Here is a 15,048-nt window from a genome sequence, read left to right as displayed (position 1 = left end):
GCCTTACCGTTTAGCTAACACCCTGTTTAACTAACACATTGTTTAGTAAGCAATAAACAGCTTTAAATAAAAACCCCACTTACTGGCAATCAGTAAGCGGGGTTTTCTTTGCAAAATTTGCTTTCTAACTCGTAACAGGCTCGAGCTAATTGGTCGTCAGCATCATGCACTGGTTGGATTCAACCTTAATAGTTAAGTCCTTACCAACACATTCGAACACTTCGCCAGACAACAGATCCGTCACAGCGCCTGTCCAATTTAATGAAGCCGTCTTGCTTCGTTTCGATTTATTAATCACCACAATGCCTTTATCGCCACGAACAAACACCAACAAGTCATCATTGGCTTCAACCACCCGCATCGCTTCGCCATGAACATGGTTATGGAATTGAATCATGTTTTTCATGTAAGGCGCTTGCCAGTCGTTCAGCCAACGAGGTTGGCCGCTCTTGTCCAGAATACCGCTGGTGCTGAGTTCACTGTAAACAAGTGGCACACCGCCATCTCGTCCAAGAATAAAGGCGTGAGCTAATTGCTCGTCGACTTCATCCATCACATGTTCCAAAAACACCTCGTTATTTGGAATGTCATGAGTGACAGCAAAAGTGATCGCTCGCATATTCGACAGAGCTTGACCAAAACAATATGGGTTGATCAGAGATTTAAAGCTGCCCTGCTCTTCAAAAGCTTTGAAAATGGTATTGAACAGCGGAAAATCATACGCCCCTAAACGAGTGTGTTTAAGGTAAGGCTCAAGGAACAGTTCGTACTCTTCTTTGGTTGCACCACCGTCAGTAATGATCTCGCCAAATATATGCATCTCTTCACATATATCATCGGTCCAAACCTTACGTAGATGTGACAGTGTCATGTGTTTCGCTGCATCGATGCGAAACCCTTTCACACCAATCACTTTCAAGGCTTTTAGGTAAGCTCGCTGCTGCGCAACCACATTGTCGTTGTCTAAAAGCGTTGGCAGGCCTGGGTCGCTTGCTCCACCAGTAATACGCCCGTTTTGCACTTCCCAAGTGTCTTTCCAGTTCTTGATACCAAACGCTTCGACAAAGTCGTTCTCATCAAACAAAGGTTTAGAAAGATCACCAAACAAACGAACGGATTCGTAATACTCAGAATCTTGTTGGTAAGACGCCATGTCTTGTTGATTTGGATACGTCAAATCGCCGCGGATACTCGATTCGTTGGCCATGTGGTTAAACACAACGTCCACATAGGTACGAAGCCCATGTTGCTTTAACGTGTTCACCATTGCAGTGAAGTCTTGCGTATCACCAAGCTGATTATCGATCACACGATAATCTTGGGGTTGATAGCGCTGCCACCATTGGGTACCTGTATCTCGATCACAGCCTTTAGGCCCTCGTAACGACTTCATTGCCGGCGAGACTAAAACAGATTTATAACCCAACTCTTGAATCAGAGGGGCGTTCTTCATTACGTCAGCGTAGCACCAGTCAAAAGCATGCAATATAACATCTGTCGCTGGGGTGCTTAACATAGCTGAACTCTCCATGTTGTTCTCCTACCAAACTCGTTTACAGCTTTCTAGATAAATACAAAGGCTAAAAGGCAAAGCTGCATAAATTTCCTTAAGAATGGTATTTATTATATGAGTTACTCATTAAAACCCCTCCTCCTCCCACCGATTAGTCAAGGTGGATAGTTAAGGGCGTAGCGCCAATTATCGCATAACGTCCGGGATGAACACTCAGCCATAATGTTTTTAAATGCGCCCAAAAATGACAAAAAAGGAGCGTATCTACGCTCCTTTTATTCAATCTAACACATATTAATAACTAAGTTCGGTAAAGAACCTTCACTACGTGCCAGCCAAATTTTGTTTTTACCAGGTGTGGTACAAGCGTCTCGCCAGAGAAACAAATCTTATCAAACTGAGGCACCATTTGACCTTTTTTGAACTCGCCTAGGTCGCCGCCCTTTTTACCTGATGGACAGGTTGAATGCTTCTTCGCTAGCGTTTGAAATTTAGCGCCCTTTTTAAGCTGCGTCATGATGTCTTCTGCTAATTCTTTATGCTTCACCAAAATATGAAGCGCTGCTGCTGTTCTTGCCATGATAATTCTCAGTTTGTTGCTGCCAGTTTATTTGTGATGATTACGTAGAATTCATCAGAGTACTGACTGTTGTAATTCAGCTTACGGCTAACGACTTGTCGACAAAAGTCCATCAAACGCCTGCGTTTAGCGTGATTTTAACCCAAGAATCATCATTCTTCACTCTATAACCGAAAACAACCCCCTTAAAGATCTTTAAAAACCGCATAGTGACTTGCTGCGGATGCCATTTCCCTTTAAATTAATCCTTATAGATTAAGCGCGTATTAAGTAGGAGCCACTTATGGCCAAACCGATAAGTAAAGCGAGTCAGTCACAGGGAATGCTGATGTTCAAGTTATCCCTCACTCAAAGTTTTGCGATAGGCACGCTTAAGGTCAGAGAAATCGTTCCTTTCCAGCCAATGACCCAAATTCCTTACTCTCATCACCATGTGATTGGTACCATCACGATTCGCGATCTTACGGTTCCAGTTATTGATATGTCCGCAGCTATTGGGTTTCGGCCGATCACACCGACGGAATACCAAGACTGTGTGCTCATCGTGACAGATTGCTTAAGAACCGTTGTAGCATTCTTGGTTCGTTCGATTGATAAAATCATTGAATGTGACTGGAAGAGTATTGAGTCGCCACCCGCAAGTGTAGGAACCAATGTGTTTGTTACCGGCATTACACGTTTTGAAGAGCGTATCGTGCAGATGCTCGACGTAGAGTTATTACTTTCTAAGATTTACCCTGCTTATGAAAACGCACATATTCCGATGCTGACTGATGTCGAGAGAGAACGCCTAAAAGCTCTGAACATTCTATTGGTTGATGACTCTTTGATTGCACGAAAGCAGCTGTCTGATGCCTTAGACAGCATCAACATCCCTTATAGCATTTGTAACAACGGTTTAGATGCTATTGACCTGATGCGAGGTGAAGCAAGCAAAGGCACTGCAATTGATCTTCTCGTGAGTGATATCGAGATGCCCGGACTCGATGGCTATGAACTTGCATTTGAAGTACAAAACGACAGCGCACTCAGTCATGCCTACTGTATTTTACATACTTCACTATCCAGTGAGATATGTGTTGACCGAGCCAATCAAGTGGGAGCACATGAAGCGCTAGAGAAATTCAATGCAGGCGAATTAATCGAAGCCATGTTGCGCGGAGCGAAAGTCCTAAACGACGCGGCTATGACTGCTTAGACACAAAAAAGCCCTCACATTAGAGGGCTCCTAAAGTAATCCGTTAAACGAGCTTACTCGTTAGACACTTTTTTGTGACCTTCTTGCAGGTGAACGAAATCCACTAAGTCGTCGCCAGATACTTGGTATGCCTGACCGAAACCTTTTACGAACAGGCCATTCTCTGCTTTAAGGTTGAATAGAGAAAAATCTTGAAGTTGGCTTAAACCATCAATAATCTCACCAAAACGTTCTTGCATCTGGCCAATAACTTGAGTCCAAAGCTCCGTTTCACGCTCTACAACACTTGCTTGTGCATCAAAGGTTAGACGCTTACGTGCATAAAGCTGCTTCGAGCTCTCTTCGTCTTCAATCATCATCAAAGAGACTTGTGGGTTCGCTTTTAAGTTACGAGCATGACGAGCAACGTCAGAAATTAGAACAAAGTAACCTTCTTGGTTCTGTACGAAAGGCGCGTAACTTACGTTCGGGCGACCGTCTTGATCAACTGTTGCAAGTTGAAGAGTACGGCGCTCTTGGCGAAACTCTTTGATTTCTGGACCTAGCCGACCTTGTAGGCGTTCTTGTTTTACTTGTTGTTCCATCGATAATTCCTTTCTTCACTTTCTCTTATTTATTATTTTTACCCGAGGTTGAGCGTTCATTAGTAAACTAAGTGGACCTCGAGCATTCATATTTTCTTTAAGCTAGCTGGCAATCTTATTTAAGCTTGATGTTGACTGTACTTAAGCTCGTTCTTTTAGTGCTTTGAAGCGTTCAACTTGGTCGACAATCAGCTCTCGCTTTTCATTGCGACCTAGGTAAATCTTAAAAATGTTTTCGCCTGTTTCACTGAAGAAACCGAAGTAATGACTTTCACGCCCCATGAACGCCTTGCTCACCAAACCAATATGTTTGATGTTATCCAGTTTTAAGTGGCCATGCAGCTCGCCTTCTTTACCCATCAGATTGTAGTAACCACGCGCTACTTTGCCTTTAGGGAACGGCGCCTTTACTTCGAAGATTGAGCCAAATGAATGCATAATTGTGGTCACTGGGCCCCAACCAACCAAACCTTCTAGAATATCTTGAGCACGGCTGCCATCTAACATCACCGCCATGTCTCCAGGAAAAGCAGCGACAACTTCAACCTCTGAAACACCTAGCTTCTCAGCAATCGCAGTAGGAAGCAGTTTTGGTTCTTCTTCTAGAATGCGTGCGACACGTTGTTCTAAAGTTTCTGTCATTGCTAATGTTGTATCTGTCATTGAATAGATTTCCGTATAAACAAGTAAGTTATGAATTAAAAATTCGAGACTAAGCGTGCTTCAAACTTGCATGCGGGTGAGCACCCAAGCCAGAGGCAGTTGGTGCTGGGTGCAAGGTCTGATATTCAGTGTTAAGCACTTGAATCACACTCTGTGCAAGGCTTACCGCCCAGAAACTGCCAGCTATAGTCAGGCTCAGGTAATCTTCCGAAAGATCAACTAGGCCATTCTTTTCCCAATGTGAAAACAGAGGCTTCAGGTAGTCAAACGTGTCTTGCCCCATAAAACTCGGCAACGTACTTCTTCTTACAACACCAGAATCAAAACCGGCTTTCAATGAAGAGAAGGTTGGCTCTAGTGAGCTTTGCTTGGTCATCATGGCTATTGGCAATTGACCTTGCTTTATAGACTCCATGTAGCTGTCTAAAGTTCGATGTTGCATCACACCATGACCACCGATGTTACCACCAGCGCCACAACCAATGGGTAGAACTTCGGCATAAGTTTTCGCTAAGCTGTTGTAAATACTGCGTTCGCGGTTATCACGAGTCCAGTGATTCACGCTCAGTTGCTTAACCTTGTGCTTTGCCATGAACTCAACACCCGCCAAGTACATACTCGCCTTATCTGGCGTATTAGCCGGTGGTGGGATTTTTCCTTTCTCAACAAGATTAAGCATAGGCGCGTTGCCCGAAACAATCAGTTGGTAGAGGTCAATACCGTGTGCGCCAGTCGACATGTAGTCTTCTAAATCTTGTTGAAATACTTCCATAGACTGGTGTGGCAACCCGTATAGCAAATCAAGAACGATAGGCGCTTGTTCAGTGCGACTCAGTGAACTGATACGTTCCAACACAACTTCTCGGTCATCCAAGCGCTTAGCACTACGTCGAACTTGAGTATTGAAACTTTGAATACCGAATGAGAAACGATTGAAGCCACCTTCCAGCGAACGATCAAACATCTCGTCGCCAAATCGATTAATACGCCCTTCTAAGGTCATTTCCACATCGTTCGCTAATGGGAAGTATTGACGAATAGCCTTACCTAACAGCTCAACTTGTAGAGGAGATAAATCGGTGGGTGTTCCACCACCAATATAGACGGCGTGAAATAGTCCAGACTGAGCCCAAGAGGTTTTAGCTTTTTGCTTTAGCTCAACCATCAGTGCATCAAAATACTCATCCACTAATTTACGGCTTGCGGCATTTTGGAAGAAATTGCAGAACGTACAGCGCACGCGACAAAAAGGAATATGGATATACAAACAACGTTTATCCTGTTTCTTTCCTTCACTCAGCATCAATTCATCAAAGATTTCCAATTTCTTGCTCGGGTCGACCGGGATTGAGCTTCCCCCAGCATGTGCAGATTGCTTTTTGGCAAATGCAAAACGAAGTGGGTCTGGGCTAGAAACGCCCAGAATTGATTCGTCAAACTTATACATATCAACGCTCATATAATCCCTCTAAACACTTATATAGCAAAGCCTGGAAGACTGTTTACTAAAACTGAGAGAATCATAAATAGACGCAAATGATAATGCAATTGATAATTGATCTTATTTAGATTCTGAGCAATAATCCGATACATATTTTAGATTTGGTGAAGGATTGAATGTGAACGTACCTAGATATGTTATTGCAGGCGGTGCATCGTTAGTGATTCATGCGGCGATGTTATTTGTCGCTCAAGAATCCAAAGTCTTTGCAATGCCAGCAGGTAGCCAATCGAACACGGTATCGATCAACTTCACTCCAAAGAGCGTTCCCTCACAAGCTCAGAAAAAAACCGTTACAGAACCAGTTGAGCCTGAGCCAATCAAGGAAACGCTCTCACACCCAGAACCTAAACCTGTCGAACCGAAAGCAGTAGAGCCAAAGCAAGCTAAACCTGCACCAAAGAAAAAAGCGATCACCAATAAACCTCAGCCCAAGAAAGTAGAGAAAAAGGTTGTGGAGAAGACAGCCGAGAAAAAGCCGATTCAAAAAAAACCGGTGACTCAACCAGAAAAGCTGGCCGACAAAAAAGTCGATAAAAATATGGACGAGTCCGCCAACCAACCTCGACAAGTTAATCAAGGCGTATCTAACCAAGAGCCGGTGTTAATCACTAGGCCCTCTTTTTCAGCTCGTCCAACGCCACCAAGCTACCCACGCCAAGCAAGGCGCCGAGGCGTTGAAGGTGTCGCAACTTATGAGATCTGGTTAGATGCTGAAGGAAAACAAATTAAACAGGCATTAGTCAACTCATCAGGCGCACTAATGCTCGACAACGCTGCCTTGAAAGCCATTAAGAAATGGAAGTTCTCACCTCATACTGTAAATGGTCGAGCAATTGCTCACCGTGTGCAAATACCTGTTCGTTTTAAGTTGGATTAACCATGCAACAAATCAGTTACTTACAAGATCAACTTGGCCTAATGACATGGCCTCTTCTTATCTGTTCAGCATTAACAGCAATGATCATCGCAGAGCGTATCTTCCAAGTCATGCTAAGCATTGGGGTTGGCAAACGCGCTATTCGTCATGAGCTCAATCAGATTTCACCAACCAATAGCAAAGAAATCGAAGCATTAGCACAATCTATTTCTGGTAAACGACCTCTGCTGTACAAGGGCGTGTCGATGCTGCTTGCTCACCACTCTTTCTCAAAAGGTTTACGTGAAGATGCAGCAGGAATTTGGCTACAAGAGAAACGCCACCAGCTTCATGCAGGTTTAAGACTGCTTGGCTTGATCGGCGTCATCAGCCCGCTAATTGGCCTGCTTGGCACAGTACTTGGGCTTATTGAGATGTTTAAAGGCGTTGCCGCTACAACAGGCAGCATCACGCCTAATGATTTGGCAGACGGTCTTGGATTAGCAATGAGAACCACTGCTGCGGGTTTGATGATTGCGCTTCCTGCGATTTCAGGAGCTCAACTACTCGGGTTATGGGCCGATCGAGTGCTAGCTCAGTTAGAACACACTCTGAATTATGTGAATGTTTGGCTAGAAGGCATGTCAATTCAAACCAGTCAGTCTGGCGACACTCAAGGGACTCCTGTCAGCAAAGCCTCTATCGGTGATGTGAGCCAAGCATGATTAAAACGCCCCACTCATCTCAAACACAGAGCTTAGTTCCGGATTTAACACCCTTACTGGACATTATATTTATCGTGATGGTTTTCCTTCTACTGACAGCATCAGTGAAGTTGGAGTCATTAGAGGTGGAGCTTCCGAGTTCTGATATTAAAAACGTTTCTGAAGTTCATAAAGATTCGATTAGCGTCAATATCTTAGATCACGAACCTTACTGGGCGATCAACGGCCAAGAGTACATCGACTGGGAAAACTTCAAGATCGCACTGTTAGAAGAAACAGGCACATCGGATAAGAAACCGATCATCATTGGCGCCGATAAAGCAGCTAACGTTGAGAACTTAGTGAAGTTGTTGTCGTTCTTACAAGAAAACGGTATTCCAGCAACCCAATTACTCACGGAGGAAGGCTAGAACGACTCTTAAATTTTCATGAGACCTAGCACCTTTTATGAGATTGGATTCTTTATTGATAAGACCAAATAACCAAAGCCAGCTCTCTATCGATTCAAACTCAACATGCGGACAGGCTGATCACAAGCCATCTTCGCGATTACTCTCCATCAAAAGAAAGTACAAATAAATTATTATGAAAGACTTAAAAGTGCTCAATAAATTAAAGAACAACAAACATTTACTCGCAATCGCCGCGATGGGGTTGGTACTTGCAGCACCTATCGCCAATGCTGACGACGCAAAACAACTTAGAATCATCAGTGCTGGCAGCGCCGTTACCGAATTAGTTCTTGCTCTGGGTGCTGAAGAGCAGTTGATTGCAATTGATGTGACCAGTCACTTACCTCAATCAAAAAAGCTGCCAAAGATTGGTTATCACAGAAACCTTTCTGCAGAAGGATTGATTGCCTTATCGCCAACGACGCTCATCGGCTCAGATGAGATGGGGCCAGACAACGCCATTTCTCAATTAAAATCTGTGGGTATCGATGTCGAGATCGTTAACACCGAAGCAAACGTTGAAGGGCTACTAAAGCGTATCGACCAAATTGCAAAGATTACCCATACCGAAGCTCACTCACAGCAAGTGAAAGCCGAAGTGAATCAAAAAATTGCGGCACTGAAAGCTAACCAAGTACCCAACAACGAAGCGAAGAAAGTTCTGTTCCTATTACTGCATGAAGGCCGTCCTGCAAATGTTGCTGGCGGTGAAACATCACCCAACGCGATCATTGAATTGGCTGGTGGTGTTAACCCTGCGGCTAAAAGCCTGACCTCTTACAAACCACTGTCGATGGAATCACTCGTTGAAATGCAGCCTGATGTCATCTTAGTGAGCGGCCGTAGCTACCAGAAAATAGGCGGCGCTGATGCCATTCTTAAATCGTTACCTATGCTAGCGGCAACGCCAGCAGGCATGAACAAGCAAATCATTACCGTAAAGGGCAGCGCTCTAGTTGGAGGGCTTGGTCTTGAAAGCCTCTCTGAAGCGAAGCGAATAAACGCACTTATCTATCCGCTATAACTTATCTACCCGCTATAACTCACTACCCTATTTTTACTGTTACTTGCTCAATCCTCACTACCGCGTCGCTTTCGTAAAGTTGGCTACGAGGATTGAAGCTAGTGATAGACATTGAGGCTCTTTATGTTGTTACGATCCGTCCCACTAAAAACATCGATGTTAGGCTTTGGCGCCATCCTAGTCTTAACCGCGCTGTACTCGGTCACCGTTGGGCCTATGGACATAAGCTTAGCTGACAGCGCAGCCAGCCTATTCCGACCCAGCAATGACTTAGCTCCCCACATCAATTTGGTGATTCAAGAGATCCGCTTACCGAGAACCATCTTATGTATGCTAATCGGCGCGATTCTCGCATTATGTGGTGCCGTCATGCAGGGACTGTTTCGAAACCCGCTTGCAGAACCTGGGATCATCGGCGTCTCTGCCGGAGCTGCATTAGGCGCGGCGTTGGCTATTGTTCTTTTCTCTGAACTTTCACTGCAATACCCTGCTTTTATGAACTTTGCGGCCGTGCCAGTATTTGCCTTTTTAGGTGGCGCTTTAACCACCCTGCTAGTTTATAAGCTAGGTACGGGAAAATTCGGTACCTCGGTGACCATCATGTTATTAGCGGGTGTTGCGATCAGTGCATTGTCAGGCGCAGGTATTGGCTTCTTAAACTTCATTGCTGATGACCAAATGCTGCGTGATCTTTCATTGTGGTCGATGGGGTCTTTGGCGGGCGCTAAGTGGTCCGGCATTTTACTTGCTGCTGTCACACTCGTTGGATTGTTTGTTGTTTTCTACCGCCAAGCGATGTCATTGAATGCTCTATTACTGGGCGAATCAGAAGCGCAACACCTTGGCATCCCAGTACAGAAACTCAAGCGAAAGCTGATTCTACTGACGGCTGCGGGCGTTGGTATCACGGTTAGCTTGTCTGGCATGATTGGCTTCATCGGACTGGTTATTCCTCATTTAGGTCGTATGTTGGCTGGCCCTGACCACCGAATTTTGTTGCCACTATCAGCAGTGTTAGGCGCGTTACTATTAACAGCTGCAGACATGGCCTCACGCGTGGCACTGGCTCCAGCTGAATTGCCAGTTGGTATTGTCACTGCAATCATCGGCGCTCCATTTTTCTTGTATCTACTATTTCAACAGAAAGGGAGAATCCTTTAATGTTTCCTGCAGCGTTAAAAGCAACCGACATCGAAGTGAAGTTCGGCAACAAAGTGATTTTAGATGGCGTTTCTATTGAGATTGAAGCAGGAAAGGTAACCACACTACTTGGACCAAACGGCGCAGGAAAAAGTACGCTGCTCAAAGCTTTATGTCAGGAGATATCGAGCACTGGTGATATTCAGTATTTTGGACACACCAAAGACAAGTGGTCTTCTCAAAAGTTGGCTAAGCACTTGGCGATGCTTCCTCAACATAGTACGTTGACCTTCCCTTTTCTGGCACACGAAGTTGTCGAGCTTGGTGGTATCCCGTTGCAAGAGTCCAACAAGAAGCTCACTAGCATAGCTAGCCAGAAAATGGATATTGCCGATGTGTCTCACCTAAGTAAAAGACTCTACCCTTCTCTATCTGGCGGTGAAAAACAGCGTGTTCACTTGGCTCGAGTGCTAACCCAACTTCACTATTCTGGTGACCAATGTATCTTGATGCTTGATGAACCCACATCAGCACTGGATCTTGCCCATCAGCACAACACATTAAAAATCGCGAGAGAGCTAGCCGACAACCACAATGCCGCGGTTATCGTAGTTTTGCATGATCTCAACTTAGCCGCGCAGTATTCCGATCGATTGGTGGTATTGAAAGATGGCAATTTGGTGTGTGATGGCAAGCCTTGGGATGCGCTGAAACCTTCGATGATAGAAGATGTGTATGGTTACAAAAGTATTGTCGAAAAGCACCCAACCATGAGCTTCCCTCAGGTTCACCCCGCACAATAAGTCCGATTAAGAACAGGTTTGTTTTGAGTATTCGCTTTCTCTAACAACCACACCATTCAACGCCTCGATTTCTTCGAGGCTTTTTATTGTCTCACAGTCCCTCTCTCGCCTTAAAATCAATTTTGTTAGTTACCATGGCAATACCCCTTAAAACGGCTCACCTTGAACGTTTGAGGCTCTAGAAATAAACACCATCAGTTAATGTTAGTAAGCTTTTAGTTACTCAGTAAAATGCAGGCGAAACCCTAATCATCTAAAAAGAAATAACCTTACTCAGCACAAAGACAAGATAACGACAACGGCGTGAGAGCTAGAGAAAAAAGAAAGAAAAGTGAAACTACAGGTACAAAAAAAGCCCCCTCAGGAGCTTCTTTCATTGCGTGTTGATTATTGGCTCATATGAATCAATGATTTACCAATCAACCACTCTAATTCTTTACCACTAGCATCACCAAACTGAGTTTCAGTTAGCTTGTACAAGCGGTCGATACCGTTTGCCGCGAACTCATGTGCATTCTCAGCAGTAACGATATGATGGAAAAGTAAACGTAAGATCGCTAGGAACTCAGCATCTTCAAGTGCCGCAACCCAGCTAGCCGAAAATGCATCAAGGCCATTTTCAAAGTCAATGTGTTCCATGAACATCTTGAAAATACGACCGTCTAGAGCAGCAGTAAAATCCGTTTTCTTTGGAAAGTGATGACTTATACCTGTACGAGAAACGCCTGTTTGTTGACTCAACGTCGTGTATGACATTTTGTCGTAACCCAATCTCAATAACTGGTCTACAACGGCATCCATGATCTTCTGGATCGTGATTTCTGTATCTTCTTTACTACGCTTTGGCATATTCAGGTTCTTCTCTTTGTAAATCCATCTAACTCAACCGAATGAAGTCAGAATGAAAATCGTTATCAGCATTATGTGAGCAAGGTATTTTTTCGCAAGTATTTCCATTAAATACCCACAAATACTTTGTACGAACAATTTTACAGTGTTGCCTCTTTGGGCACTTTGTTTAATTATTCTTCGAAAATCACCTTACAATCCTAAGTCGATAAGTTTAAATAACTACTTAGAATATGAAATACCCAACGAAAAATTCATTGTATAAATAACTGTCAAGCGATAGATACTCTTATAAAATCAATCCTGGCGCAACTAAGTGAATGATATTCTGACAAATAAATAACGTACCTCTTCAGGAAAACGTGATATTAATCACATACATATTTATCGTCGCGAATATACATATTCATTAAATATCCTATCAAACAGCATAGCATACTAGTAAAATTTAGTTCAAAGATTTTGATTTTTGTAGATACAGTTCAAATTGCTCGCTAGAATAACCGCAGACTTTGTAAGAGGATTATTTATGAGCCAAGATATTGGTAACAATGATGTATGTGAGGCTTGCGGCTGCGCAGGTGAAATCGGGTTTATCATTAAAGAAGGCGACGATGTTGCCGAAGTAACGGTTTACGGTAACTCTAAAGCACTCATTGAAACTGAGTTTGCTAAGTACGTTGAGCTTGCTAAACAAGTGTCTAGCAACGTTGAGTTTGAAGCATCAGAACTGACAGAAGAAAGCACAGAATTAAATGCTCGCTTTAAGTTTGAAGTCAGCGCTGAGAAGATTATTTTCGAACTTAAGACTCGCTCTCTAGCACGTTAATATAAGCACCAACACTCATACCAATGAAAGACGAGTTTATTTCTCGTCTTTTTTTATAATCTCAATCCAGCCTAGAGCACCATTGGTCTCAAAATCATTTTCGGCAGCACATCGAATCAACACTCCTGAAACTTCAACGACCGCACCTAGGCTATAGGCCTTATCATCATAATAACAAACTCGTTGCTGTGAACCACTCTGAGTGACGACGACTGCAGCCTTAGCGGGCGTTGATATTATTTTATTAGCATTCGCTGATGCTGAACAAAATACAGAAGTTACAATCACAAAGCCTTTTAGAATTTGACGCTTTATTTCAATCACAGATTCGCCTTTCATTGTGTTCTATTCTTTTTTACCGACTAACAAATGAGTAAAACACTATGCGAGAATAATTTTTTCATTATAGTGTTAACGTCTATCGTAATAAGAAGCTTGTTATGCTCCGAATAATCGTACTTATTATTGGTTCTTTAACCATAACAAATGTGACTGCAGAACCACTCGATCAGTATCAAATATTGAACCATCTGGATAATTACGGAAACTTATATTTACGAAATAAGCCCTATACATCACTACCGACAGGATTGGTCGTCGATGGCAATTTAAATATAGAAAACACCGCAATCACTCGCCTTCCCAAAGGGTTGGAAGTTAACGGAAGCCTTAAAGGCGGTAACAGCCTACTAGCCCGAGTTCCATCGGGCGTAAAAATAAAAGGCTACGCCGACTTGATAGGAAGTAAGATTACCCGTTGGCCAAGAGGTGTGAGAGTGGGTGGATTCATCAACCTCACTGATACCCCCCTAATACGGCTTCCCAACGGCTTTAGAGTGAAAGGAGACCTAAGCGTGATCCGTACTCCTTTAACCGAGCTGCCAAACGGGATAGTGGTTGATGGCGATTTATATATTGGCGGATCTGCAATTACAGAATTTCCCGATACCATGACGGTCAAAGGCAATATCTACCTAGGTGGTAACACGATTACCACGTGGCCGACCCAATTAGATCTTGGTGGTGCTGTTGCTCGCTAACCTGCCGTTCGATTGATTGATTGATTGATTGATTGATTGATTGACGGTAATAGCAGTACTTAGAAAAAGACACCTATACCGCTATAAAAAAAGGAGCCTTAGGCTCCTTTTTCAATTCAATCAACGAACTTGTTTGCTAACGCTCATTAACCAATATTCTTCACTGGATTCGCATAGCTATCGATCAAGTACTGACGAGCACCTTGTGGCAAACTCGATAGTTTATCTTCAAACTCTTGCTTCACCGCAGCTGTAATCGACTCGTCTTCTTTTTCTGCAGCCAGTAAGTTCACAGGAAATAGTTTGTAGTTATCATGAATCTGGCGGTCAATCTCTTGAGCAAGTGCTTCAGGCGTATCGAAATCTTGGTCAATAACCTGACCAAAACCAACATGAACACGCCCTTTATTACCGATGATGCCTTGAATGATACTTTCGATATCTTCAAACTCACCCTTTTCGTAACTGCCGTTTACGTCTTTTTCAAAAAGCTCTATTGCTTTCGCGGTGTCACATGGATCGTTTTCGTATGAAATAGCCACAGGAACGATCTTCAATGATTTCACGTACTCAGGAAATACGATTTTTTGCTTACGCCCTTCAACATGGAACATCTTCAGAATTGCTGGCTCTGTGAAGTCATTGCCGTCTTTTGCACGACCTTCTTTCTGAGCGATCCAAATAGAGTTACCTGTTTCTAGAGAGTGCTTAATGTACGAAGACAACTGCCCTAGCGCTTTCATCATTTCACGTGGCCCTTTTAGAGAACGCTTTACGATGAAGCTTTTGTTCAGACGCATCAATTCAGTCGCACATGGCTTCTTTAGTAGGTTATCACCAATGGCAATACGGCAAGTTTGATGATTTTTCAGATGCAAAGCGTAATTAACTAACGCTGGATCCATAGCAATGTCACGATGGTTTGATACAAACAGGTACGCTTGGTTCGCATCCAGTGACTCTAAACCCGTGTATGTCACCCCTTTAGTGGTTTTAGCGAGCGTATCGCGTAAATACTTTTTCACTTCAATCTGAATGGATTCAACGCTAGTCAGCTTGCTCCATTTCATTTTTAAGTACACACGCAAAATCGGGCTCATTAATGCTTTGAACCAAGACGCATGGTTTGAAAAACGGTAGTGCAAGATTGCACTGATAAATTCTTCATCATTAATAAGACGGTTTAGTGCCGCAGGAATTTCATCATCGCCGTAAGGACGAATATCAACATATGGATCGGTTGGAGAGGTCATTTTTTCATTCATATAATAAAAAGCTGGCTCATTCT

17 protein-coding genes are annotated in these 15,048 nt (G+C 43.4%); 9 read left to right on the top strand and 8 right to left on the bottom strand.

Going from position 1 to position 15,048, the window contains the following annotated elements:
* Positions 1-145: 145 nt before the first annotated feature.
* Entirely contained in the window at positions 146-1,531 is a 1,386-nt protein-coding gene (locus AB4180_RS03925; RefSeq protein WP_102249391.1) for an alpha-amylase family glycosyl hydrolase, read from the bottom strand.
* A 283-nt stretch (positions 1,532-1,814) separates the two neighbouring features.
* Complete coding sequence (gene ppiC, locus AB4180_RS03920) at positions 1,815-2,096, bottom strand: peptidylprolyl isomerase PpiC (protein ID WP_277869273.1); 282 nt, start codon at positions 2,094-2,096, stop codon at positions 1,815-1,817.
* Between the two features lie 280 nt (positions 2,097-2,376).
* Here ppiC and AB4180_RS03915 point away from each other — a divergent pair, with 280 nt between their 5' ends.
* A complete protein-coding gene (locus tag AB4180_RS03915; protein ID WP_102249392.1) occupies positions 2,377-3,291 on the top strand; it encodes a chemotaxis protein in 915 nt (304 codons plus the stop codon).
* A gap of 53 nt (positions 3,292-3,344) precedes the next feature.
* Here the strand turns inward: AB4180_RS03915 and hutZ are convergent, their stop codons facing one another.
* The 3 genes from hutZ to hutW form a co-directional block, all read right to left on the bottom strand.
* Complete coding sequence (hutZ, locus tag AB4180_RS03910; RefSeq protein WP_012600265.1) at positions 3,345-3,875, bottom strand: heme utilization protein HutZ; 531 nt, start codon at positions 3,873-3,875, stop codon at positions 3,345-3,347.
* 141 nt (positions 3,876-4,016) lie between these two features.
* A complete protein-coding gene (hutX, locus tag AB4180_RS03905; protein WP_017097072.1) occupies positions 4,017-4,538 on the bottom strand; it encodes a heme utilization cystosolic carrier protein HutX in 522 nt (173 codons plus the stop codon).
* A gap of 49 nt (positions 4,539-4,587) precedes the next feature.
* The gene (gene hutW, locus AB4180_RS03900) at positions 4,588-5,997 is read right to left on the bottom strand and encodes a heme anaerobic degradation radical SAM methyltransferase ChuW/HutW (protein WP_017097073.1); all 1,410 of its coding nucleotides are present in this window, start codon (positions 5,995-5,997) and stop codon (positions 4,588-4,590) included.
* Positions 5,998-6,157: 160 nt separating this feature from the next.
* On the opposite strand from hutW, the gene AB4180_RS03895 reads away from it, so the two are divergent.
* The 6 genes from AB4180_RS03895 (at position 6,158) to AB4180_RS03870 (ending at position 11,042) form a co-directional block, all read left to right on the top strand.
* Positions 6,158-6,919 carry an energy transducer TonB gene (locus tag AB4180_RS03895; RefSeq protein WP_029223823.1) on the top strand — a complete coding sequence of 254 codons (762 nt, stop codon included), beginning with the start codon at positions 6,158-6,160 and terminating at the stop codon, positions 6,917-6,919.
* A gap of 2 nt (positions 6,920-6,921) precedes the next feature.
* The gene (locus tag AB4180_RS03890) at positions 6,922-7,623 is read left to right on the top strand and encodes a MotA/TolQ/ExbB proton channel family protein (RefSeq protein WP_012600261.1); all 702 of its coding nucleotides are present in this window, start codon (positions 6,922-6,924) and stop codon (positions 7,621-7,623) included.
* Entirely contained in the window at positions 7,620-8,033 is a 414-nt protein-coding gene (locus AB4180_RS03885) for a biopolymer transporter ExbD (RefSeq protein WP_009845734.1), read from the top strand. The genes AB4180_RS03890 and AB4180_RS03885 overlap by 4 nt, the downstream gene beginning before the upstream one ends.
* A 175-nt stretch (positions 8,034-8,208) precedes the next feature.
* Positions 8,209-9,099 carry a hemin ABC transporter substrate-binding protein gene (locus tag AB4180_RS03880; RefSeq protein WP_017097074.1) on the top strand — a complete coding sequence of 297 codons (891 nt, stop codon included), beginning with the start codon at positions 8,209-8,211 and terminating at the stop codon, positions 9,097-9,099.
* 123 nt (positions 9,100-9,222) lie between these two features.
* Entirely contained in the window at positions 9,223-10,260 is a 1,038-nt protein-coding gene (locus AB4180_RS03875; RefSeq protein ID WP_029223824.1) for an iron ABC transporter permease, read from the top strand.
* Positions 10,260-11,042 (top strand): heme ABC transporter ATP-binding protein, encoded by a 783-nt coding sequence (locus tag AB4180_RS03870; RefSeq protein ID WP_102249393.1) that lies wholly within the window; start codon positions 10,260-10,262, stop codon positions 11,040-11,042. The genes AB4180_RS03875 and AB4180_RS03870 overlap by 1 nt, the downstream gene beginning before the upstream one ends.
* Positions 11,043-11,429: 387 nt before the next feature.
* Here AB4180_RS03870 and AB4180_RS03865 read toward each other — a convergent pair whose 3' ends face one another.
* Positions 11,430-11,891 carry a TetR/AcrR family transcriptional regulator gene (locus AB4180_RS03865; protein WP_009845738.1) on the bottom strand — a complete coding sequence of 154 codons (462 nt, stop codon included), beginning with the start codon at positions 11,889-11,891 and terminating at the stop codon, positions 11,430-11,432.
* A 529-nt stretch (positions 11,892-12,420) separates the two neighbouring features.
* On the opposite strand from AB4180_RS03865, the gene AB4180_RS03860 reads away from it, so the two are divergent.
* Positions 12,421-12,720 (top strand): YfcZ/YiiS family protein, encoded by a 300-nt coding sequence (locus tag AB4180_RS03860; protein ID WP_009845739.1) that lies wholly within the window; start codon positions 12,421-12,423, stop codon positions 12,718-12,720.
* 36 nt (positions 12,721-12,756) lie between these two features.
* Here the strand turns inward: AB4180_RS03860 and AB4180_RS03855 are convergent, their stop codons facing one another.
* Positions 12,757-13,059 carry a YnjH family protein gene (locus AB4180_RS03855; protein WP_012600256.1) on the bottom strand — a complete coding sequence of 101 codons (303 nt, stop codon included), beginning with the start codon at positions 13,057-13,059 and terminating at the stop codon, positions 12,757-12,759.
* A gap of 101 nt (positions 13,060-13,160) precedes the next feature.
* Between AB4180_RS03855 and AB4180_RS03850 the strand changes: the two genes are divergently transcribed.
* On the top strand, positions 13,161-13,760 hold the full coding sequence (locus AB4180_RS03850; protein WP_017102755.1) for a hypothetical protein: 600 nt from the start codon (positions 13,161-13,163) through the stop codon (positions 13,758-13,760).
* A gap of 146 nt (positions 13,761-13,906) precedes the next feature.
* Here the strand turns inward: AB4180_RS03850 and AB4180_RS03845 are convergent, their stop codons facing one another.
* A complete protein-coding gene (locus AB4180_RS03845) occupies positions 13,907-15,013 on the bottom strand; it encodes a 1-acyl-sn-glycerol-3-phosphate acyltransferase (protein WP_029223825.1) in 1,107 nt (368 codons plus the stop codon).
* Positions 15,014-15,048: the final 35 nt, after the last annotated feature.

Source organism: Vibrio sp. 10N.286.49.C3 (assembly GCF_041469545.1).
GTDB lineage: Bacteria > Pseudomonadota > Gammaproteobacteria > Enterobacterales > Vibrionaceae > Vibrio > Vibrio tasmaniensis_A.
The sequence above is the reverse complement of the archived record's forward strand: the minus strand, read 5'-3'. Positions and strand labels throughout refer to the sequence as shown.

Bases quoted from the DNA above. Each gene is read 5' to 3' on its own strand.
- AB4180_RS03925 (WP_102249391.1), bottom strand. From the start codon at position 1,531: ATGGAGAGTTCAGCTATGTTAAGCACCCCAGCGACAGATGTTATATTG.
- AB4180_RS03915 (WP_102249392.1), top strand. From the start codon at position 2,377: ATGGCCAAACCGATAAGTAAAGCGAGTCAGTCACAGGGAATGCTGATG.
- hutZ (WP_012600265.1), bottom strand. From the start codon at position 3,875: ATGGAACAACAAGTAAAACAAGAACGCCTACAAGGTCGGCTAGGTCCA.
- hutX (WP_017097072.1), bottom strand. From the start codon at position 4,538: ATGACAGATACAACATTAGCAATGACAGAAACTTTAGAACAACGTGTC.
- hutW (WP_017097073.1), bottom strand. From the start codon at position 5,997: ATGAGCGTTGATATGTATAAGTTTGACGAATCAATTCTGGGCGTTTCT.
- AB4180_RS03890 (WP_012600261.1), top strand. From the start codon at position 6,922: ATGCAACAAATCAGTTACTTACAAGATCAACTTGGCCTAATGACATGG.
- AB4180_RS03885 (WP_009845734.1), top strand. From the start codon at position 7,620: ATGATTAAAACGCCCCACTCATCTCAAACACAGAGCTTAGTTCCGGAT.
- AB4180_RS03880 (WP_017097074.1), top strand. From the start codon at position 8,209: ATGAAAGACTTAAAAGTGCTCAATAAATTAAAGAACAACAAACATTTA.
- AB4180_RS03875 (WP_029223824.1), top strand. From the start codon at position 9,223: ATGTTGTTACGATCCGTCCCACTAAAAACATCGATGTTAGGCTTTGGC.
- AB4180_RS03870 (WP_102249393.1), top strand. From the start codon at position 10,260: ATGTTTCCTGCAGCGTTAAAAGCAACCGACATCGAAGTGAAGTTCGGC.
- AB4180_RS03865 (WP_009845738.1), bottom strand. From the start codon at position 11,891: ATGCCAAAGCGTAGTAAAGAAGATACAGAAATCACGATCCAGAAGATC.
- AB4180_RS03860 (WP_009845739.1), top strand. From the start codon at position 12,421: ATGAGCCAAGATATTGGTAACAATGATGTATGTGAGGCTTGCGGCTGC.
- AB4180_RS03855 (WP_012600256.1), bottom strand. From the start codon at position 13,059: ATGAAAGGCGAATCTGTGATTGAAATAAAGCGTCAAATTCTAAAAGGC.
- AB4180_RS03850 (WP_017102755.1), top strand. From the start codon at position 13,161: ATGCTCCGAATAATCGTACTTATTATTGGTTCTTTAACCATAACAAAT.
- AB4180_RS03845 (WP_029223825.1), bottom strand. From the start codon at position 15,013: ATGACCTCTCCAACCGATCCATATGTTGATATTCGTCCTTACGGCGAT.